Source organism: Lysinibacillus sphaericus (assembly GCF_000600105.1).
In the GTDB taxonomy this organism is placed as follows: Bacteria; Bacillota; Bacilli; order Bacillales_A; family Planococcaceae; genus Lysinibacillus; species Lysinibacillus sphaericus.
This window is the reverse complement of the sequence record NZ_CP006837.1, coordinates 4003593-4025780: the sequence shown is the minus strand read 5'-3', so window position 1 is coordinate 4025780 and position 22188 is coordinate 4003593. Positions and strand designations below refer to the sequence as shown.

Genomic DNA, 22188 nt, shown 5'->3' with positions numbered 1-22188 from the left:
TATGAGTAGCACTTATGAAATTCTATTGGCATAGAATAATTAAAGCTTTTGGCGTTATGCACATAAAAAGTTATGTTATATTAAAGAGTAGATATTAGATGAAAGGGACGTTAAAAATGATTGTAAAAACCCAAGAAGAAATTGAAGCCTTTAAAAAAATTGGTCGCATTTGTGCGGAAATTCGTGAGGCGATGAAAGCAGCTACAAAACCTGGTGTGACAACACTTGAATTAGATGAAATTGCAGGACGCATGTTTGCTGAAGCAGGAGCTATTTCAGGTCCTAAGGGAGAGTATGATTTCCCAGGTTACACTTGTATTAGTGTCAATGAAGAAGTTGCCCATGGTATTCCAGGACAACGTATTATTAAAGAGGGAGATATTGTTAATATTGATGTATCTGGCTCTTTAAATGGTTACTTTGCAGATACAGGTATTTCTTTTGTAGTAGGGGAAGGTTATGAGGATAAAGAAAAACTTTGCCGCGTAGCAAAAAGCGCTTTTGATCGTGCAATGACAAAAGTAAAAGCTGGTTCGAAATTAAACCAAATTGGGAAAGCGGTAGAGCGTGAGGCTTATGCCAATGACTTAACAGTTATTATGAACTTAACGGGTCATGGATTAGGTCGTTCATTGCATGATGAACCAAACCACATTTTAAACTATTACGATGCGTGGGATTCAACAATTATGAAAGAAGGCATGGTGTTAGCTGTAGAGCCGTTTATTTCAGCAAAAGCAGAGCATATCGTTGAAGCTGGTGATGGCTGGACATTTATCACACCTGATAAATCTTTAGTTGCCCAAATTGAGCATTCGATTATTGTAACAAAAGACAAACCAATCATTTTAACTTCATTAGATGAGCAATAAGACGAACTAAAAAACCTGCTTACCGATTTATTTTTGGTAAGCAGGTTTTTTTTTGACGAATAGAATACCAACAACAAGTACCCCACATAAAAATAAGGCTGCTGTCGTCACAAGCAACTCGTCAAGATGATTATGAAATGCAATGCCAACGAATGCCCAAATGAAAACGCTAGGATAGACAATATCAAAATGATGATAACGTATATGTAAGGCAATCACGACACCAATTGTCAGTAAAATAACTGCCCAAAGTGGATTGCTAAGACCAAAGCCATTCCATTCATAAGAAGTTAACGTAAAACTTGTATTTGTCATCAATAAAAATGTAGACCAAGCAAAGTAAAGTGAAATCGGAAGGCGGCCAGATAATGCATTATTGGAATGTGAGTACGTATTGTAAAGGAAAAATAAGTATAATACTAACATTACTGTACAGATGAAAAATACTATGAATAATTCATAATGCCAAAATAAAATAGAAATCGCTTGTAAAATACATACATTGCTAAAGAGAACAGTCTGTTTTATAGTTGTCTTTTTAAAATTCATAACTAACCAATAAGCGAGCAAAATGTAAATGACTATCCATATCATATAACTAATATTAATAGGTGCAAACATTACGGGAAAACGATTTGAGATTTCTAACGAAGATTGACCATTTATTTTTATAAAATAGGATGAAAAGGTTAGGATGAGTGAGACAATATACGTTATTGTCATTAAAATAAACTTAGGCAAGGTTTCCTCTCCCTTCGTGTTAAATTGTATAGGGAAAAGACAAATAAGTATAGGACTGTCACAGAATATCTATTTTATTATAGCGGAAAATCCTTACAATGTATCAAGTGAATTTGTTGAAATTATCTACAATTTACCATTTGGATATGCATCCAAATACTTCTTTAGTACAATAGAAATATCCAATTTGAAGGAGTGGAATTTTAATGACTCAAAATCTAAAAAATCTTGACCTATCGATTGAACTAGATAAAAAAATGTATAAAAAGAAATTAAAAGTACTCCAATATGAAATGTTAAATGCACAGCAATTTTTACTAAATAATAAAATCGGACTTATTCTAGTATTTGAAGGAATGGATGCTGCTGGTAAGGGAGGCGCCATTAAACGTCTTATTGAACGGGTAGACCCTAGGGGTTACGTTGTTCATCCAATTTCAGCACCACAGCCTCACGAATTACGCTATAATTACTTGCAACGTTTTTGGAGAAAATTACCGCAGCGTGGTCAGATTGCCATTTTCGACCGCTCTTGGTATGGACGAGTGCTAGTAGAGCGTATCGAAGGATTTGCAAATAAGGAAGAATGGTCTCGCGCGTATGAGGAGATTAACAACTTTGAGAAGATTTTAACGGCTGGAGACTACATTGTTATAAAATTCTGGTTACATGTGTCAGACGAAGAGCAATTGAAGCGCTTTAATGAGCGTGCGCAAGATCCATATAAATCATGGAAGTTAACAGATGAGGACTGGAGAAATCGCGAAAAAACACCAGAATATATCGCAGCAGCGAATGATATGTTTGAAAAAACAGACAAGAAAAATGCGCCATGGGTTTTGGTAGCAGGAAACGATAAAAAACATGCACGCGTACAAGTGCTACAAGAAACGCTTGCACACATTGAACGCGAGGCGCAAAAGCGTGGTTTACATTTAACAAATGTTTTAGACAAGTCCCAATTAGAGGATGCAGAATCATCTAGTATGGAACTGTTAGAAATCCAATCAAAAGAACAAGTGAAAAATAAATAAATAATATGATTGATGCTGTGATAACAAGACAGGAGCTGTTTTGGTTGTAGCAGCATCTTTTTTTACATACAATGAACATGTACTGACAATTATCGGAAGGCTTGTGGAGAGAAATGGTGCTAAAAATTTGGAATTTATTAAGGAAAAAGGGTGGAAATGTGGTCTCGATTCAGGGGGAGAAATGCTACGTTCGCACATTCCAAGAAAAAGATGCACAAAGTTTAACGGGTCTTGTAAGTCGAAACAAATATTTTTGGTCTACATATGAACCGTTACAGCGACCTGAATACTATACAGTTGATGCACAGTATAAAAAAATTCAAGAAAGTTTATATTTAATGAGCTCAAAGAGAGAATTTACTTTCGGCATATATGAGCAAGGTACAAATAATTTAATAGGTCACATCGCGTTGTATGCTATCAAACGTTTACCGTATTCAAGTGCCTTTGTTGGTTATGCGATGGATGAAATCTATATAGGAAAAGGAATTGTAACAGAAGCAGTAGAATTGGTTGTACAATTTGCCTTTGAACAAATAGGGCTACATCGTGTGGAGGCGTATGTATCGACTGAAAATAACGCTTCGATTCGGGTGTTGGAGAAATCAGGATTTCAACGAGAAGGCTTATTAAGAAAATTATTGTATATCAATGGACAATGGGTAGATCATTATATGTATGCTCGCCTAGAGCCATCATCATGAATACACAACGAGTTATAATAAAGTGCAAAAAGTGTTAGATGACTGCTATCAATCTAACACTTTTTTGCTGCGCCATTGTTGTCCGCTTCGGCTGTGCTTTCCGCTCAGCACAGTAACCCACAACCCTCTGCTTGCGCGCAGAATGCCCGCGTCTTACGCTGTGTGCGTTCTGAGCAGGAGTCACCGCCTATGCTACCAACAATTAATGCTCACTTCTAATTAAAGAATGAATAGCTAAGGTTTCGTTAATTGTACTAACACCTTTGTTACATTATCATTTTTTAGAACCTAAACTAGCAAAATCATTTAACAGCTTCAAAGGTGATGGTTTGATTTCGGTCTGTAGGATATTGCTTATAACAATAATCCGATGAAATAACGATATCTTTAAAGCCAATTTGCATTAAAAGCCTTTTAAATTCTTGAATTCCATACCATTTTAAGGTGAATATTTCAAATTCGCTTTCGATACATTTGCCTTCTTTCCATTTATCATAGCGATGGTGGGTAGTTGTCGTTTGTTCAATATAATTGATTGCAGATTGTGTTATTTGCAATGTAATCAATTCATCTTGCTTATTTGTAAACGTTCGATATTGAGTGCTACCTTCATGAAAATCTGGTTGCAAAAATATATCGACTATCAATCTTCCATTTGGTTCTAAATGATGATAAAAATTAGATAGACTAGTCATAGCCTTTACATCATCAGTAATTAATAAAAATGTTCCAGTAGGGATAATGATTGCTTCATAAAGTTGATCTGATTGGAATGTCTCCATATTTGCTTGATAAATAGTTGCTTCTTTTTGTGCCTTTTTTAGATTGCCTCGACAGTAGTCTAACATTTCCTCGGATAAATCAAAGCCTTCAATAGCAAAACCTTGTTCAAGTAAAGGAATTAAAATACGCCCTGTTCCAACAGCTGGTTCTAATATTTTTCCTTTGACATGCTGAAGTCTGTCGCTATAATATTCGACATCACCGAATGATGTGCCGATTGGTTTATCTAGGTTATAAACTTCTGCTGAAATCGAATGATAAGTATACATATTGTCCTCCAATTTTTGTTTACTTTTTATAGTATTATTACATAAATTTACCTAATTATTGTATGAAACGCAAGATATGTTCAATAAAAGGAATGTCTACTACATTATTTACAGCGATATAATTTGCGAAAGCATTAAAAAATGTGTCTATCATTCGATTATTCGATACGATAGACACATTTTTAATTATATAGAAAGTTTTTCTGCCAAAAACGATGCCTTTGGCGTTAAGGTTTTATTTACTACCGTCGTCAATTAAATCAAGGCGACCAGTATTTGGATCAATAACTAAACCGTGAACAGGCACACTATCAACCATTAACGGGTGATTACGAATTGTATCGACACTTTTCTTCACGCTAGTCGCGACATCACCGAAACCGCGTAAGAAATCTTTTAAATCAATACCAGAGTACTCCATCATCTTAATGGTTTCTTCTTTAATACCTCGGTCTACCATTTGGTTAAGCATTGCATCTGGATCAACTGCGCTCATACCACAGTCATAATGCCCAACTACATACACCTCATCAGCTTGCAGTCCATAAACCGCAACGAGTAAACTACGCATTACTGCACCGAATGGGTGACTTACTAAAGCACCAGCACTTTTTACAATTTTTACATCGCCGTTTCTTAAGTTCATCGCTTTAGGTAATAGCTCTACAAGGCGAGTGTCCATACAAGATAAGACAACGATGCGCTTATCTGGGTACTTCGTTGTAATAAAAGGCTCATATTTTTTTTCTTGAACGAAATCTTCATTAAACTGTAAAATATCTTTTAACATTGTCATGAAAGTTTGCTCCCTTCCCTAATGAAATATTTTAGAGCAAAAATGTAAATATGCAAATAATAATGACAATATTCGCGCAATTTTTATGAAAAAAAAAGAAGTTTGGTAAATTATTTAGCGAATCTACTATGACATATTTATAAACGAAAAAAAAACAGCTACATAAAGTAGCTGTTCTTATATGATTAATATTTTTCTTTTGGTTGTGGATCTACAGTTACAGAAGATTTGCTATCTAAACCAACTTGTAGATAGTGGATAAAGAATCCCATAGAAATTAATAGTACGGCTGAAAAGCCAAGTACAGTTGTAATGAACATTATAAAAGCTCCTCTCTACTTAAATAATCTACTATATGAACTACTCTAATTATACAATAGGTTGCTAGGAAAATGTAAGGATAATTTATGACATCCATAAGATACCTAGCCTAGAATAATAGTAATAGGACTGACTATTTACTTAAAAGGCCCAGTTGCCATTGCGGAAAATTGGTTCGATTTGACCATCAGCAGCAATGCCGTCAATATCCATATTAGCACAGCCAATCATAAAGTCAACATGCGTTAAACTTTGATTTAGACCGTGAGACAGCAATTCTTTTGCTGACATTTCTTTACCACCTTCTATACAAAAGGAATAGGCATTGCCTATAGCTAAATGATTAGAGGCATTTTCATCGAATAATGTATTGTAAAATAATAATCCGGATTGTGAGATAGGCGATTGGTGGGGAACAAGTGCTATTTCCCCAAGATACTGTGCACCTTCATCTGTTGCAACAAGTGATGCTAATATATCTTGTCCTTGCTGTGCTTGTATATCGATAATACGACCATCTTTAAATGTTAATGTAAACTGATCGATAATATTTCCACTATAGCTTAAAGGTTTTGTACTTGAGACAAAGCCATTAACACCTGTTTTGAGTGGGGCTGTAAAAACTTCTTCTGTTGGCATATTTGCCATAAATGCATTGCCATATATATTGACACTACTGCCACCTGTCCAAATATGCTTCTTTGGTAACTCAATCGTTAAATCTGTTCCGGGAGCTTGATAGCGCAAGAACTTGAATTGTTTCTTATTTAGATAGTCGGCTTTGTTATGTAACTGTTCGTTGTGAGTTTTCCAAGCATTAACCGGTTCATCTTGATCTGTGCGTGTAGCAGCAAAGATTGCTTCCCATAATGCTTCTACTTGCTGTTCTTCTGGTAGTTGAGGGAATACTTTGGCTGCCCATTGTTTAGAAGGAGCAGCAATAACTGTCCAGCTAAATTTATCTGCTCGCATCATAGTATAGTAGTTAGCGAGTGCTTGACCTGAGGCTTTTTGGAAAGTCATAATTTTTTCATGATCGATATCCTTTAAAAGGTCTGGGCTTTGTGAAACGATGCTTAAAAAGGCAGCACCTTGTTGTGCAAGCCATTCACGCTCTTGAATTTTCCATGGAGGATAAAAATCAAATGAGTCTTTTGGAGCTTTTTCATAACGTGTGCGCACAAGTCGATCATCTGATAAATCAACAAAAACCTGTTTTGCACCATTTTCATAAGCAATTTTAGTAATTATTTCAGCTAATTTTAAGTTATCGGTCGAACAACTCACATAAAGGAATTGATTTTTCTGGATATTTACTCCTATTTTCACGGCTAATTCGGCATATCTTAGTAATTTTGTGTCAAATGATAATAACAAATTCTTAACTCCTTTCGATAAAAGACAATTTCGTGTATTATTCTTAATTCAATATAATCAAATATGGTCGAAATGTGAATAAAAAGCATTTATTTCATCGAAAAATTAGTGAAATACATTTATACTATATAATATGTTTATTTAAAATATGGAAAATAGGACGAAAATAAGTAAGTATAGAAGATTTGGAGGTTCTAATATGGATTTATCGTCAGTAGTAGGGATAATTTTAGCGCTAGTTGCACTATTAACAGGGATGGTGTTAAAGGGAGTAAGTTTAAGTGCCTTTTACAATCCAGCGGCGATTTTAATTATCATCTTCGGTACAATATCTGCTGTAACAATTGCCTTTCCTATGAAGGAACTAAAGCGGGTACCAAAGCTATTTAAAATTCTTTTTAAAGAAACAAAACTAGCAGATGATATTGAAATTATTAAGATGTTTTCACAATGGGCCGATTTAGCACGTCGTGAAGGATTGTTAGCCTTAGAAAGTAAGGCTTCAGAAATTGAAGATCCATTTTTAAAAAATGGTCTTACATTAGCAATTGATGGTCAAAACGCAGATTATATCCGTGATGTATTAACGGAAGAAGTAGAAGCGATGGAAGAACGACATATAAGTGGTTCGGCTATTTTTACACAAGCAGGTACATATGCCCCGACATTAGGGGTACTCGGTGCGGTAGTAGGGTTAATCGCAGCATTAGGAAATATGAATGATATTGATAAGTTAGGTCATGCTATATCAGGTGCATTTATGGCAACATTATTAGGTATTTTTACAGGTTACGTGTTATGGCATCCATTTGCCAACAAGTTAAAACGTAAATCAGCAGTTGAAGTAAAGCAAAAACGTATGATGATTGAAGGCATTCTTTCTGTATTAGAAGGGGAAGCGCCACGTGTTATTGAACAAAAATTATCTTCTTATTTAACGATGGAAGAGCGTCGTCAAATTACGGGTGAAAGCGGGGCGGGCGGCCTTGGCAAAGAAAGCTAAGAAAAAAAAGCATGAAGATCATGTTGATGAGTCTTGGTTAGTACCATATGCTGATATTTTAACGTTATTACTGGCGTTATTTATCGTACTTTTTGCATCTAGTTCAGTTGACCAAGAAAAATTAGAGCGTATGTCGGCAGTGTTTAATCAAATATTTGATGGTGGGTCGAGCTTTTTAGAACAACCATCTCCAATGCAAACACCAGATGCAAAGAATGATGAAACACCACAACAGCCACAGCAAAACTCAGCGTATTTAAAGGATCAACAGGATTTAGCTGAAATTAAAGATAGTGTCGATAATTTTATTGCAGTCAATGAGATGGAAGGTCAATTCGCAACGGAAATGACAGATGAAGGTTTACTTGTTACTATTCGCGATAGCATTTTGTTTGATCCAGGACGAGCTACTATTAAACCTGAGTATAATAAAATTGCTAGTGAACTTGCAGGCGTATTAGTGTCTGACCCAGCACGTAGTATTGTCATTACTGGTCATACAGATAACGTACCGCAAACAGGTCCTGAGTTTGCTTCGAACTGGGAATTATCGGTAATGCGAGCAGTGAACTTTTTAAAAATTTTAGTGGATAGTAATTCAAAACTTGATCCGGTTTATTTTAGTGCAAAAGGGTATGGGGAATATAAAGCCATTGCACCGAATAATACGGCTGAAGGGCGCGCGAAAAATCGTCGTGTGGAAGTATTAATTCAACCACTTGTTGCTGAAGATGGCTCTGCTGCGAAAAATACGCAGTAGTCAAAAGAAAAAGCTATTAGCAAATGACTTAAAGGTCCTTGCTAATAGCTTTTTTAATGTAGAGAGGTAAGGTTATAGGGCATTGCTATTATTTGCGTAAAGAGCCCAATTCAGCAACGATAGCCTGCATTTCACTAGGGCTAAATGTGTCACGTTTCATAACCATTTCGTATAGATAGACTAAATCTTCATAATTTGCTTCATCAAAATTCTCTGATTTCATGGCATCTACATTGACCATGCGAAGCTTATCTTTCATTTGATCGACCATATAAATAACGTTTTCTTTTGACGATATAGATAAATCCATTCAATTAACCTACCTTTCATAATCCTAGCCAATATCATTTCATTGAATAAAAAAAATGTCAACACTGTAATTGGGCGTTGCTTTAAAAATAGACTGTAATTGGGTAGAATAAGGGCAGTAAGCTGTTTAATTATAAGAAAATAGGGAATAAACATTACACAAGCAGGGGGTATATAAAATATGGGACAAAGTAAATTATTAGCATCCATCGTCGTAGGTGCTGCTGTAGGTGCTGCATTAAGCATGTTTGATCGTACTACACGAGAGAAAACGGTCGCTACTACTAAAAAAATGAAGGAAGCAGTATCCTATTACGCATCGCATCGTAATGAACTACAAGATTTAATTGAGGAAAAGGTAATCGCAGCTAAAGTACTTTGTGATAGCGTATCAGAAAATGTCAATACAATAGCTGAGAAAGTCGATGAATTTAAAGAATTACCTTCCACTATTCAAGGCATGATTAGCGATACAAAAACAGCCTTTACCTCACCAGAAAAAGAATAGGCTGTAGTTCAAGGAGGGAATTAAATGGAAAAGAAAAAGGCATCCATACGTTCTTCATTTGCGGAAGTAAAAGCATTTTTTTCGCCAAATGAAGATATGGTAGATGTAATGACATCGAAAGGCTTTATCCAAGATTTAATGCTTCGCATACAACGCGTTGAAATATCGGCGCTTGGGGCGCAACTTGCTTATTTCTTTTTGCTATCTTTCTTCCCCCTACTCATTTTCCTTGTAACGCTATTGCCGTATTTAAATTTAGAAACAACGCAAGTGTATTCGTTTTTAGTTAATTTAATGCCTGATGAAGTATACAGGTTGATTGAAAGTACATTAAATGAAGTGCTAACGAACCGTAATAGCAGCCTATTATCAATTGGGGTACTTGGAACGATTTGGTCTGCGTCAAAAGGAATTAATGCGTTATTAAGAGCTTTAAATAAAGCGTACGATACCGAAAATAGGGTGAGCTTTATAGATCGAGGGCTCTCTCTTGTATTTACTTTAGCTTTAGTAATTGTAATAGCAGTGGCACTTTTATTACCTGTTTTTGGACAGCAAATTGGTCATTTTTTATTTTCAATCGTTAGTATTGAAGATGAGTTTGAATCCCTTTGGCGCAATATTCGCTGGTCGATGCCACCGTTGCTTATTTTTGTAGTGTTGATGGCAATTTACTGGTTAGTACCGAATACGACACCTCGATTGAAATTAATGGGTGTTTGGCCAGGCGCAATGTTTTCGACGCTCGCATGGTTGCTTGTGACATATGGTTTTTCTTTCTATATTAGTAATTTTGGAAACTATTCTGCTACATATGGTAGTATTGGTGGCGTTATTATATTAATGTTGTGGCTGTATTTTACAGGGATGATTTTAATTTTTGGTGGTGTCTTAAATGCCACGATGCAAAAGAGAGCATTGCTTAAAGCGGAAGGTGCTATTAAATAACTGTAAAAGTAGCTCAAAAGAGAAAAAGTGTTAGATTGACTGCAATCAATCTAACACTTTTTGCTATGCGTGGATATAGCTACAGTGGATGCTTCCGTGGGCACACCGTTGATTTCCGTTCCAGGCGCTCCCTTTCCGCAGGCACGGCTTCAACTAATTTTTGCAGCTGTCGCCGCAAAAATGGATTTTCAGCTCGTGCTGTTCCTGCTGGAGTGTCGCGCCTTCCACTCCAATCAACTAATCACGCATCGCAGAAAATTGTGTGAGTGACTGGCACTAGGGAGTCTTCTTAAAGTGCAAAAATCCACTTTGCTTTCCGCTGGCACGACGTAAGCCGCAACTCTCGCTAACGCGCGGAATGCCAGCGTCTTACGTTCTGTGCGTTCCCGCAGGGGTCTACGTGGATTTTTACTTAGTAAAATTGTGTGAGTGACTGGCACCCACATAGGCTAGCAGATACAAACTTTGCAATTGTAGTGAAGGGTTGCTCGACTCCTGCGGGACAAGCGTGAGACTTAAGACCCCGCACGTAGCGCAGTGGAGGAGGAGGCTTAAGCCACGCCCGCGGAAAGCGAGCAACCCGTAACGAAAATCAATGGCAATAGTTCATTTTTATGAATTGGATGACACTTTAAAAGGTGGTCTCGGTTTGAGACCACCTTTTTTATACATTTTTATTAAGCATTCGTAAGCCGTTTAAAATAACGAGAATTGTACTGCCTTCATGACCGATAACACCTAGTGGTAAATCGACAACTTGTAAAAAGTTAGAGGCAATCAATAAAACAATGATACCGATAGAGAAGAAGATATTTTGTTTCACGATTCGTTGCATTTTGCGAGAAAGACGAACCGCATAGGCAATTTTAGATAAATCATTTTTCATTAATACGACATCTGCTGTTTCTAAGGCAACATCTGTCCCTTCTCCCATTGCAATACCAGTAGTGGCTGTTGCTAATGCTGGTGCGTCATTGATACCGTCACCAACCATCCCTACGTATTTATGTTGATTGAGGAGGCGTTTCATTTCCGTCACTTTTGTTTCAGGAAGACATTCTGCCACATATTCAGTAACGCCTGCCTCTTTTGCGATCACTTTAGCCGTTTTCTCATTATCGCCAGTCAGCATAATGACATCAATTCCTAATTCTTTTAACAATGCGACAGCTTTTTTTGCTTCATCACGAACAGTATCTTTTAACGCAGCAAGTGCGACAATACCTTCTTTGTCACGTATGAAGATTACTGTTTTACCTTCAGCAGAAAGCTTTGATAATGCGTTATTTGCGAAGGTGTTAGCTTCTTCACTTCCAACAAAATCTGGTTTACCTATTAGATACTCTGTTCCATTGACAAAGCCTTTCATGCCCCAACCAGGGATATCTTCAATCGTTGCTTGTGCAAACTGAGATATGTGTTGTGCTTTAGCATAGGTAGTAATCGCTTGTGCTAATGGATGGTTTGATTGTGCTTCAATACCCGCAAGAATAGCTAATGTTTCTTCTTGATTTAAGCCATCACGTACGATGAAGTCTGTAACGACTGGTTTACCTTGTGTTAAAGTTCCTGTTTTATCGACCGCTAATGCACGTAACGCACTTAAATGCTCGAGGTGTAAGCCACCTTTAAATAGTATCCCGTTTTTCGCGCCATTCGAAATAGCTGCTAATGTGGCAGGCATAATGGATGCAACTAGTGCACATGGAGATGCCACTACTAAAAGTACCATTGCTCGATAAAACGTAGTCGTCCAGTCCCAACCGATTAAAAAGTGAGGAAGGAACATCATAAGTGCAACAGATAGTAACACTAATTTTACATAAGTACCTTCAAATTTTTCGATAAATTGCTGTGAAGGTGATTTTTCACTTTGAGCATTTTGCACAAGCATAATAATTTTTTGGAATAATGTTTCGGAATTCGGTTTTGTCATTTCCATAGTAATCGCGCCATTTAAATTAACTGTCCCTGCAAATACTTCGTCACCTTCAAACTTGGCAATCGGTAATGGCTCACCACTAATAGCAGATTCATCGATAGAAGACTGTCCTTTAAAGATAATACCGTCCGCTGGGACACGTTCACCAGGTTTAATCAGTAAATGGTCTCCAATTTTTAGTGTTGAGACAGCGACTTTCATCGGTTCAAAACCGCCGCGTACTAACCAAGCTTCCTCAGGTTGTAAATTCATGAGAGCAGAAATTTCGCGATGACTTTTGTTCATTGCATATGTTTCTAAAGCGCCACTGACAGCAAAGATAAAAATAAGGATGGCTCCCTCTGTCCAATAGCCAATCGCTGCTGAGCCGATCGCAGCTAAAATCATTAGTAACTCTACATTTAATTTTTTTTCTTTTATTGTTTCTTCGATGCCTTCTTTAGCTTTTGCAAATCCTCCAACACAAAAAGCAACAATATATAAAAGAACTGAAGCCGTTGTTTGATCATTTGTATCTAAACGCCATGCAAGCAAAATAAATAAACCAGCCATGATAGCAGCAATTAGTTCTGCATGCACTTTGATATTCTCAATTAAACCAACATTTTCTCGATTAGAGTACTCCATCTAAATCCCCCCTGATAATGAAAATCAATATCAAAAACCTTGTAAATTAAAGAAAAACAAGCGTTTCTGTAGTTGATAACCACTTTCATTCAAGTCCTTCTTAATTTAGAATTATTATAACAAAGCTGTTTGGAAAAAGAAAGGAATAAATTTAAAATAGAATAAAAAGTCCTTTGAAATATTTGGTTTAGAGGAGTTGCAAATCAATATACTGATAAAATAGTGAGCTTGTTCAAGAAAAAAGAGGGGTTTATATAGCGAAGAAAAAAGACACAGTATATTCACTAGGAATATTCTGTGCCTTTATATTTTGTGTTCGTTAAAGGTAAATCTTTTCGTTAAAAATATGCTATTGGCTTAGAAAACTCTTTCTGCATGTAGCGCAAGTTTTTCTAGAGAAGATTTATCTACATCAGCGTGAAGCGAGTTACCGTGAGAGTCCATTGTTACTACGGCTGTGAACCCTTCAACGTTTAAATGCCACATAGCTTCTGGAATACCGAATTCCATTAAGTCTACACCATCTACACCTTTAATGCAGTCTGCGTAGTATTGAGCAGCACCACCGATTGCATTTAAGTAAACCCCACCGTGTTCACCTAAAGCAGCAAGTGTTTTTGGACCCATACCGCCTTTACCAATTACAGCACGGATACCAAATTTTTTCATGATATCGCCTTGATATGGCTCCTCACGGATAGAGGTAGTTGGACCAGCAGCTTTCACTGTCCAGTTACCTTCTTCATCTTTAGCCATTACAGGGCCACAGTGATAAATAACTTGTCCGTTCAGATCAACTGGTGCATCATGACTCATTAAGTGATGGTGAATTGCATCGCGACCAGTGTACATACGACCAGTAATAGATACAACGTCACCTACTTTAAGTGAACGAATTTGTTCTTCTGTAATAGGTGCAGTTAGTTCTACAACATTTGTAGAAGTTTCTTCTGTTGTTGCAGCAACTTCATCTTTAAATGTAATTTTTTCGCCTTCTTGATAGTGCCAGTTAATGATTTCGCCAGTTTCTGGATTAATATCAACTGCCATACGACGGTAAGCCCAGCAGTTATAGGCTACTGATACGTAGAATGATGCAGGAATACGGTGCATAACGCCAATTTTACAACCAAGTAAAGTTGCTTCACCGCCGAAGCCCATTGTTCCAATACCGAAAGTGTTAGCAGTTTTTACAACATATTCTTCTAATTTTGCAAGATCAGGATTTGCATTCGTATCTTCCACATGACGGAATAATTGCTCTTTTGCTAAATCATAACCAGACGAGCGGTCGCCACCGATACCTACGCCGATGAAGCCTGCAGAACAGCCTTGACCTTGAGCTTGATATACAGAGTGTAGAATACATTTACGGATACCGTCTAAGTCACGACCAGCACGACCAAGACCTTCTAACTCACATGGTAAGCTGTATTGGATGTTTTTATTTTCACAGCCGCCACCTTTAAGAATTAATTTAATCGTAATATAGTCTTTTTCCCATTGCTCGAATTTCATAACTGGTAGTCCATCACCAAGGTTGTTGCCACTGTTTGCGCCAGTTAAAGAATCAACAGCATTTGGACGTAATTTTGCATCGGCTGTTGTATCGTTAATTGCTTTTTTGATTGCTTCTTTAATCTCTAATTGGTTTACACCTACAGGAGTGTAGATTTTAAATGTTGGTAGACCAGTATCTTGGCAGATTGGTGATACATTGTCTTCTGCCATAATAATATTATTAGAGATTGTTTCCAAACTCATTGCTGCACGAGTGCCTGCATTTTCAGCTTCTTTCGCTTTTTTAATGGCACGACGTACGTCTTTTGGTAAGTTTGTTGACGTTTCTGTAATTAAATCATATAGACTTTTCTCCAAAGTTTGAAGATTCATTTTGGTATTGCCCCCCATAGAAAATTTAATTATTTCCACGAACCATTATACTCTTTTCCACTAATGAAAAAAAGAGTGCATGTAATTGTAGTAGGAATTAGCGAATAACTATAGAATTCTAATGTTTCGTAATTTGCCATTAAATGTTTAAAGAGAGTAATTGCTTATCAGGAACATTTGTTCTATAATGGAATTAACTTTAATTCAAGGAGGATATTTCATGTCAGAAACAAATTCGTTGAAGTTACCAAAGGAAGTTGAACCATATCGAAATATAATAGAAGGAACAATGAGTCCTGTTGTTGTAATGGAAGCGCATGAAAAGGAAACGACTTTATTTGCAAGTAAATTAGCAGGGAATCCATATTTTCCACTGACTATGGAATATCCTAAAAACGAGGAACAGCAACCATTAAAGCTTTTAGCACAAATTAATTTTGCGGATGTTCCTAAGCACGTGCCTCATTTACCAGAGCAGGGGATATTGCAGTTCTATATTGATGGTTATGATGATGTCTTAGGGATGGATTTCGATAATGGGAAAAATCAAGCGGGTTTTCGCGTTATTTTCCACGATACAATCATCGATGATGAATCGCAACTTGTGCAAGACTTCTCATTTATCGAAAATGAGGATGAAGAAATGTATTTTCCTGTAGAGAAAGAACTGGCATTAAGCTTTAAAGCAAAATTTGAACCTTTATCAATGGGTGATTTTCGAAGCGATAAAAAGTACGCAAGTCTCTTAGCGGTTATTGAAGAAAACGAAGAATTGGCGGATGTATTGTATGATGTATTATCTGGAGCTGGGCATAAAATAGGGGGATATCCTTTCTTTACACAGGATGATCCTAGAGCTTATGGCGATTATAACGATTCAACAACGTTGTTATTGCAAATAGATAGTGAAGGAGATCATATACTGTGGGGAGATTGCGGTGTTGGCAATTTCTTTATTACAGAAGAAGAGCTTAAAAATAAAGACTTTAGTCAGGTTGTTTATAATTGGGATTGTCATTAAAAAGCAAGCGGGCAAATTATTTGCTCGCTTGCTTTTGCGTGTCATTATTGTTCACGAGCGTTGAATTGCTCCATTTTCTCTTCTAAATCATCCATCATTTGAATTAGACGATCAATATCCTGTAATTCAGTTGTTTCTGGGTCGATGGCATCTAATACTTCTAAAAACATTTCAAGACGTTCTTTTAAGTAAGTTACTTGTTGCTCTTTATCAGTGATTGGCTTTGACATACATACACCTCATTTCGTCCCTTACATCGTAGCTGATTTAGGACTAAATTTCAATGCTTAGGTAAACACCTAGGACTTAGAGATTATTTTGAAAAATTAATAGACAGAATATTTACAATATTGATGTTGTATGTTAAAGTTGTTTTAAGAAATAGTAAAGGAGCTGATGGTACTAAACGGTGAACTCTAACTCGAAAAGGAGGGAGTTTAAACAAGTAATCGGCAAATAAAAAGCCGAAAATCGTGTTTATACAATTGAATGGAGATAAGTGTTAGTTAAGCCTTAGCGTAAAATCACATGTGGTGAGCGCTAAGGCTTTTTGGTATGCTGTTATGTGGAAGATGACTTGATGTTGGAGGAAAAAATGACTTACTTCTCAGATTACAGCAAAAAAAGGTTTGCAATCCTAGTGTTAATTGTATCTATATCAGGATTTTCACAAGGAATGCTACTGCCACTTATTTCTATTATTTTTGAACGTGACGGTGTATCCTCTGCATTAAATGGTTTAAATGCGACAGGTCTATACATAGGAACTTTATTAATCTCGCCGTTTATCGAACAACCTTTACGAAGATGGGGCTACAAACCAATTATTTTAATAGGTGGTGCACTTGTATTTGTCTCACTCCTTGTATTTCCTTTATGGAAAAGTGTTACATTTTGGTTCGTGTTGCGTTTGCTGATAGGTGTAGGCGATCATGCGCTACATTATGCAACTCAAACATGGATTACAAGCACAGCCGATCATAAAAGTTTAGGTAAAGGTATGGCTATTTATGGTTTGTCTTTTAGTACGGGCTTTGCGGTAGGGCCATTGATGGTAAAGCTTATACAGATTGCTGAACCATTGCCTTTTATTGTGTCGTCGATTATGTGCTTATTTGCATGGTCATTTGTATTTTTATTACGCAACGAGAAGCCAGAGCGTCTAACTGGTGATATGAATGCAAGAGGATGGAAGCGCTATAAGGTGGCTATTGTATTTGGGTGGATTGCATTTTTAGGTCCTTTTGTTTACGGTTTTTTAGAATCGTCGTTAAATGCTTTATTTCCAGTATACGCCTTGCGTAAAGGCTTTGATGTTGATATAATTCCCATTATTTTATCAGTCTTTACTTTTGGAGGTATTTTAACGCAAGTTCCTCTTGGCGCACTGGGCGATAAAATTGGACGGCGAAACATCTTGATGACTGGAGCATTTGGGGGAGCTATCCTTTTTAGTATGGCTAGTTTTTTAGAGCATTCACCATTAGCGGTAGCAATCGTATTTTTCTTCGCAGGTACATTGGTCGGTTCGATGTTTTCTCTTGGAATTACTTACATGGCGGATTTAACGCCGAAAGAACTGTTACCGACTGGCAACTTACTTTGTGGAATTGCCTTAAGTATCGGTAGTTTAACAGGACCGTTTTTAGGCGGGGTTTATTTAGAGTTTGTAAAAAATTATAGCTTCCTTTTACTTGTGTCGTTGCTCTTACTAACTGTGGCAATCGTTTTACTTGTATTCGGGAAACATAAAAATAAGCGACCAGTGACGGTTTAATGTCATGGTCGCTTTTATATGCAAAAATAAAAGAGCGGGGCTCATCTCCCGCTCATAAAACAAAAAACGCCCAGCAAATCCGTGCTGTAATGGCGTTTTTCGGTGTGACACGGATGTTTAAGTCCATGCCACGTAGGTTTGGCACCTAACAATATATTATACAGATAAGCTATTATAAAAGCAATGAGATAGTTGATAGATATATAAGGAATTAAATGGAATTCCCGCATAATGGGGGGGAATCCATTTGATCAATAGTGATACCCGCGAAATGGTGTGGAGTACCCGCGAAGTGGAGCGAAATATCCGCGAAATTAGAGTGAATACCCGCGGAGTGAAGTGAAATACCCGCGAAAGCAGAGTGAATACCCGCGGATGCAGGAAGTGATTTTGCGGAAGCGAGTGTGGAATAGGGGGAGAATTGATAATAGTAACAAGAATTAACTAGTAATTGGTGGTATTATGGTTAAAAGATTTAATTAAGAATAAGGAGGAGATTCCTTGAAAATTATGCGTAACTCAGACCTTTTAAATGACAGTGAGATAATGGATTTATTAGATGATTCTCAAAGGAGGATTAAATCTTTTAACAAAGAAGAACTTACAGAAACAGCTAGGGCTATATTAAGAGAATCGTTAGAAAAATCCATAGAAATATATAAACAAAATAAAGATTTTGGAAGTGTTGAAACCTTTAGCATTATATTGTGTAATTTTGAGAGCTTAAAATTTTATTTAGAGTTTGATCATGAAAATTCTATTGCATATTCTTTTGAATGTAATAAAGAGACTGAGCATTATGCTTTAAAAGATAGTGGTTTTTTTACCTTGTTAAAATAAAAAGAAACTCTAAAAGTAAAAATAATGCTAACAATTTTGATATTTTACATAGTAGAGAGTAAAAAATACGAAAATCTAGGAAAACTGCATGATGATAAGTTTTTTTCCAGCGTTGATTTCTGAAGAGGATTAGGAACCTAGAGGAGAGATTATCTATACAAGAGGCAGCCTACACCTACCTTCTGAAGTTGTAGTTTTAAGGAGTGAAATCATTTTTTGTATACGGGAAAGGAGAGTCGATTCTTTGGTGGGAGACTTGAATTTTGCACAAGAAGCTCTTTTTCTTATTTAAAATAAAAGAGCATCTCAAAAAACTTTGAGACGCTCTAACTGTTTATTTTCTTAACGCAAGCTTTGCAATACACTCAACTTGCATGTTTTTACAACATAGATTTAAGCTATGATAAAAACGTCCAATCTATAGTAATATTAACGCTGGAAACGATTATTTTATTGATTAGTTTGGCGATTATCAATCGCTTTTGGTCCGTCTCCTCGTAATTCCAAACGAATGTGGCTAACTGAGAGACTGTTTTCTATCTCATCATAATTTTTTAATTCGAAGATGCTGCTAAAGTGACTGGAGAATATGCATCACCTTACTAGGTTCTATGCGTTTTTTATAGTCTGCTTCGGCGCTAGCAAAACGGATAATGCCTGCTTTATCAATTACATAAGTAGCTGGTACTGGAAGTTCCCAAGAATGATCACCATTAAATGTTTCGAGTGAAATATCAAGCGATCTGTAGATAGGATATACATACTCAGGTAATTTAAATTTAAGATTATATTGTTCTGCTGTTTTATTGTGCAAGTCGCTTAAAACATGAAAATTTAATTCGTTCTTTTCTTGTACAGATGCAGAATAGTTTGGAGTTTGAGGGCTAACTGCAATCAATTGGCCCCCAATTGCCTTAATGTCATCATTCATTCGCTGGTATGCTTTCAACTCAAGGTTACAGAATGGACACCATGTACCGCGGTAAAATATCAGAACAACAGGCCCTTTCAAAAGTTCTTCAGACAAAGTTATCTTTTGACCTGTAGAATCCACTAAAGTGAAGTCAGGCGCTTTGACTCCAGCTCTTAAACCCCTACCGGAATCAGATGTACGTAAATCCTGAATCGATTTTTCGAATGCATCCAGCACTTCCTTTGGGAGCACCTTTTCCATATGTGTAGCTGCTATTTCTAAATCTCTTTGCAATTTTTGAAATGGCGTGTTTTCCATTATGTCATCTCCGTATCGTATTATATTTTGTATGTAGTTATACGATACATCTTTTTCTAGAAGGAAGATGTAATGTTGTTTACAACTCATTTTGAAAATCTCTTTGCTACTTGATACGCTCCAGCATTTTTCAGTCTAAGAAATGTTTCTCTCCAAAAGCTTTCCGATGGATATAGATTGTTTTAAATCCTGTCTTAATGACTTCTTCTTTAACAAGTTCTTGTAAAACCACAGTTACAGCTTCTCTAGTTGCACCAACTAAATTGGCGATTTCTTGATGCGAAAGAGGAAAATCTATTTTGTAATACTCATTATCACCCGTAAGTCCAAACTGATCAGATAGTTTAATAAGCGCATATAAAACTTTGTCATGTAGTTTCCCAAGAGCTAGATTTTGCGTTAACTGACTCATACCGATAACTCGATTACTAAGTACTTTTAACAATGTCATCATAAATTGAGGCCGCTGAATTAAAAAATTTTCAAATCTTTCCTTATTCATCAAACATATATGGCTTTCCTCTATCGTTTCAATAAAATTCTCTCGGGTACCAAATGATATGATATCCATTTCCCCAAATACATTACCTTCGTTGAGTATATCCGAAGTAAATTGCTTACCTTGAGCATTTACCTTATACAGGCGCAACTTCCCCTTTTTAACAAAGTAAAGCCCCTCCGAAAAAGTTTCTGGTGTTTGAATAAAAGTGTTTTTCGGAAAAGTCGTTATTAATGTTAATTGTTCCATTTCTATTAAATCTTCCATCGAGAGCGAATTAAGCAGATTAAATTGCGATAAGTATTGAATGTTATCCATTTTTCCTCCTTATAATTGCATGGGCTCTACAAGACTATAACACATGAAATCAATCGACAATCGTGACAGTACTCAGCTTAAGCAGAACTGTAAAAAAAAACGCAGTCTACAAAATGTAGACTACGCTTAATCAAGATCAACAAAATTTTAAAAGTATATCATTTTCGATGTTCCGCTTTAAGAACCAAGGAGCAAACGCACTCCACTTGGGCAGTTTGTGCGAACATGTCAACGGGCTGAATATATTCCACATCATAAAGTTTTGATAATTCCTGTAAATCTTTAGCCAGTGTAGAGGGGTTACAAGAAGTATAGACAAAACGTTTTGGCTTTAGTTTTAGAACAGTGCGAATAAATTCTGGAGCAAGGCCTGTGCGCGGCGGATCGACAGTAATCACATCCGGCGTAAAGCCTTCTTTGCGCCATTTCGCTAATACACTTTCGGCAGTGCCCACCGCGTATTTCGTATGTTTAAAACCATGCTTGCGTGCATTAGTTCGAGCATCTTGAATGCTTTCTGGAATAACATCCATACCACGAACTTCTTTTGCTTGATCAGCTAGCCATAAACCAATTGTTCCTACACCACAGTAAGCATCAACAACCGTTTCTTTACCTGTTAATGCCGCTGCTTTTTTAATTTCATTGTATAAATGTACGGTTTGCGTTGGATTCAATTGAAAGAACGCGCGAGCCGAAAGGTCAAATGCTAATTCCCCAAGTTCCTCATGAATTGTTTCCTTGCCGTCTAGTACAATCGTTTCATCACCGAAAATTAGTGAAGTTTTTTCACGATTAATATTTTGTGCAATCGATACAATACTTGGGTCGATTTTTTTAATGCGTGTTATAAGCTCAGCAAGGTGGGGAATTTCTTTGCGTGTCGTTACAAGCACCACTTGCGTTTCACCTGTACGAATCCCCGTACGTACAACAATCGTACGCACTAAACCATCGAGCGTACGACCATCGTAAATTGTAATATTTAATTTTTGTAAAATTTTACGTGTTGCTACTGTAATTTTCGATGTGATTGGATGTTGTACAAGACAATCATTAATATTCAGTAGCTTGTTGCTGCCTTCAGTAAAAAGACCTGCATAAACACGTTTGCCTTCTTTGCGTACTTGGAACTGGCTTTTATTGCGATAATGCCATGGGTTATCCATACCCAGAGTATGGCGAACTTCTACAGATGCAGCTAACGGCTTAGCATAGCGTTCTAAAGCTTGCATCACAATATCGCGTTTTTCAAGAAGTTGTTTTTCATATGTCATATGTTGAAGTTGACAACCGCCGCATTCATTGTAAACAGGGCAAGGTGCTTCCTGACGATACGGCGATGCTTTGCGAATCGCCAGTATGTCAGCCTCTGCGAAATTTCGTTGTGTTTTTGTGACTAGGGCAGTAATTTCTTCTCCTGGTATAGCGCCTTTTACGAAGACAACGTTGCGTTTATAAAAGCCCACGCCTTCGCCATTAATACCAAGTCTCTTTATCGTTAATGGGAATTTTTGTCCCACTTCCATCGTTGTTTGTTGCGTCAAGCGATCCACGTCCTTTAACTTTGTACAGCACGTAGTTACTGATAACATGCTGATATCATCTCCCCATT

22 protein-coding genes are annotated in these 22188 nt (G+C 36.8%); 10 read left to right on the top strand and 12 right to left on the bottom strand.

The genetic code is table 11. The annotated features are described in order from the left end of the window. The first annotated feature begins 116 nt into the window (after positions 1-116). On the top strand, positions 117-872 hold the full coding sequence (map, locus tag T479_RS19605) for a type I methionyl aminopeptidase (protein WP_024364522.1): 756 nt from the start codon (positions 117-119) through the stop codon (positions 870-872). A 27-nt stretch (positions 873-899) separates the two neighbouring features. Here the strand turns inward: map and T479_RS19600 are convergent, their stop codons facing one another. Continuing rightward, on the bottom strand, positions 900-1613 hold the full coding sequence (locus T479_RS19600) for a TspO-related membrane protein (RefSeq protein WP_024364523.1): 714 nt from the start codon (positions 1611-1613) through the stop codon (positions 900-902). 206 nt (positions 1614-1819) lie between these two features. Here T479_RS19600 and T479_RS19595 point away from each other — a divergent pair, with 206 nt between their 5' ends. Then, entirely contained in the window at positions 1820-2647 is an 828-nt protein-coding gene (locus T479_RS19595) for a polyphosphate kinase 2 family protein (RefSeq protein WP_025220622.1), read from the top strand. Between the two features lie 113 nt (positions 2648-2760). Beyond that, positions 2761-3351 (top strand): GNAT family N-acetyltransferase, encoded by a 591-nt coding sequence (locus T479_RS19590; protein ID WP_051147783.1) that lies wholly within the window; start codon positions 2761-2763, stop codon positions 3349-3351. 302 nt (positions 3352-3653) lie between these two features. On the opposite strand, the gene T479_RS19585 is transcribed toward T479_RS19590, so the two are convergent. The 4 genes from T479_RS19585 to T479_RS19575 all read right to left on the bottom strand — a co-directional run bounded on the left by T479_RS19585 (position 3654) and on the right by T479_RS19575 (position 6897). Then, on the bottom strand, positions 3654-4403 hold the full coding sequence (locus T479_RS19585; RefSeq protein ID WP_025220621.1) for a class I SAM-dependent methyltransferase: 750 nt from the start codon (positions 4401-4403) through the stop codon (positions 3654-3656). A gap of 235 nt (positions 4404-4638) precedes the next feature. Further along, complete coding sequence (locus tag T479_RS19580) at positions 4639-5199, bottom strand: beta-class carbonic anhydrase (protein WP_024364527.1); 561 nt, start codon at positions 5197-5199, stop codon at positions 4639-4641. 185 nt (positions 5200-5384) lie between these two features. Continuing rightward, entirely contained in the window at positions 5385-5519 is a 135-nt protein-coding gene (locus T479_RS24230; RefSeq protein ID WP_255313775.1) for a hypothetical protein, read from the bottom strand. A gap of 142 nt (positions 5520-5661) precedes the next feature. Beyond that, complete coding sequence (locus T479_RS19575) at positions 5662-6897, bottom strand: aminopeptidase (RefSeq protein ID WP_025220620.1); 1236 nt, start codon at positions 6895-6897, stop codon at positions 5662-5664. Between the two features lie 199 nt (positions 6898-7096). On the opposite strand from T479_RS19575, the gene motA reads away from it, so the two are divergent. Together motA and motB are read left to right on the top strand one after the other, a co-directional pair. Continuing rightward, positions 7097-7900: a flagellar motor stator protein MotA gene (gene motA, locus T479_RS19570; RefSeq protein ID WP_025220619.1), complete on the top strand. Its 804-nt coding sequence runs from the start codon at positions 7097-7099 to the stop codon at positions 7898-7900. Continuing rightward, entirely contained in the window at positions 7884-8660 is a 777-nt protein-coding gene (gene motB, locus T479_RS19565) for a flagellar motor protein MotB (protein ID WP_025220618.1), read from the top strand. The genes motA and motB overlap by 17 nt, the downstream gene beginning before the upstream one ends. Positions 8661-8748: 88 nt before the next feature. Here the strand turns inward: motB and T479_RS19560 are convergent, their stop codons facing one another. Further along, entirely contained in the window at positions 8749-8970 is a 222-nt protein-coding gene (locus tag T479_RS19560) for a DUF1128 domain-containing protein (protein WP_024364531.1), read from the bottom strand. A gap of 180 nt (positions 8971-9150) precedes the next feature. Between T479_RS19560 and T479_RS19555 the strand changes: the two genes are divergently transcribed. Together T479_RS19555 and T479_RS19550 are read left to right on the top strand one after the other, a co-directional pair. Beyond that, positions 9151-9477: a YtxH domain-containing protein gene (locus tag T479_RS19555; protein WP_024364532.1), complete on the top strand. Its 327-nt coding sequence runs from the start codon at positions 9151-9153 to the stop codon at positions 9475-9477. A 24-nt stretch (positions 9478-9501) separates the two neighbouring features. Beyond that, positions 9502-10425: a YihY/virulence factor BrkB family protein gene (locus T479_RS19550; protein ID WP_024364533.1), complete on the top strand. Its 924-nt coding sequence runs from the start codon at positions 9502-9504 to the stop codon at positions 10423-10425. Positions 10426-11089: 664 nt separating this feature from the next. Here T479_RS19550 and T479_RS19545 read toward each other — a convergent pair. Together T479_RS19545 and T479_RS19540 are read right to left on the bottom strand one after the other, a co-directional pair. Continuing rightward, positions 11090-12994, bottom strand: coding sequence for a heavy metal translocating P-type ATPase (locus tag T479_RS19545; RefSeq protein ID WP_025220617.1), 1905 nt, complete (start codon positions 12992-12994; stop codon positions 11090-11092). A gap of 357 nt (positions 12995-13351) precedes the next feature. After that, positions 13352-14887: a fumarate hydratase gene (locus tag T479_RS19540; protein WP_024364535.1), complete on the bottom strand. Its 1536-nt coding sequence runs from the start codon at positions 14885-14887 to the stop codon at positions 13352-13354. Between the two features lie 220 nt (positions 14888-15107). Between T479_RS19540 and T479_RS19535 the strand changes: the two genes are divergently transcribed. Then, entirely contained in the window at positions 15108-15908 is an 801-nt protein-coding gene (locus T479_RS19535; RefSeq protein ID WP_025220616.1) for a YwqG family protein, read from the top strand. A 44-nt stretch (positions 15909-15952) separates the two neighbouring features. On the opposite strand, the gene T479_RS19530 is transcribed toward T479_RS19535, so the two are convergent. Next, complete coding sequence (locus tag T479_RS19530) at positions 15953-16138, bottom strand: SE1561 family protein (protein WP_024364537.1); 186 nt, start codon at positions 16136-16138, stop codon at positions 15953-15955. Between the two features lie 365 nt (positions 16139-16503). Here T479_RS19530 and T479_RS19525 point away from each other — a divergent pair, with 365 nt between their 5' ends. Next, complete coding sequence (locus T479_RS19525; RefSeq protein ID WP_025220615.1) at positions 16504-17685, top strand: MFS transporter; 1182 nt, start codon at positions 16504-16506, stop codon at positions 17683-17685. A 501-nt stretch (positions 17686-18186) separates the two neighbouring features. Then, complete coding sequence (locus T479_RS19520) at positions 18187-18525, top strand: hypothetical protein (RefSeq protein ID WP_025220614.1); 339 nt, start codon at positions 18187-18189, stop codon at positions 18523-18525. A gap of 571 nt (positions 18526-19096) precedes the next feature. On the opposite strand, the gene T479_RS19515 is transcribed toward T479_RS19520, so the two are convergent. From T479_RS19515 to rlmD, 3 genes are all read right to left on the bottom strand, one after another. Then, a complete protein-coding gene (locus tag T479_RS19515; RefSeq protein ID WP_024364541.1) occupies positions 19097-19756 on the bottom strand; it encodes a peroxiredoxin-like family protein in 660 nt (219 codons plus the stop codon). A gap of 130 nt (positions 19757-19886) precedes the next feature. Beyond that, positions 19887-20573: a Crp/Fnr family transcriptional regulator gene (locus T479_RS19510; RefSeq protein WP_024364542.1), complete on the bottom strand. Its 687-nt coding sequence runs from the start codon at positions 20571-20573 to the stop codon at positions 19887-19889. A gap of 158 nt (positions 20574-20731) precedes the next feature. Then, positions 20732-22120: a 23S rRNA (uracil(1939)-C(5))-methyltransferase RlmD gene (gene rlmD, locus T479_RS19505; protein ID WP_025220613.1), complete on the bottom strand. Its 1389-nt coding sequence runs from the start codon at positions 22118-22120 to the stop codon at positions 20732-20734. Between the last annotated feature and the right edge of the window lie 68 nt (positions 22121-22188).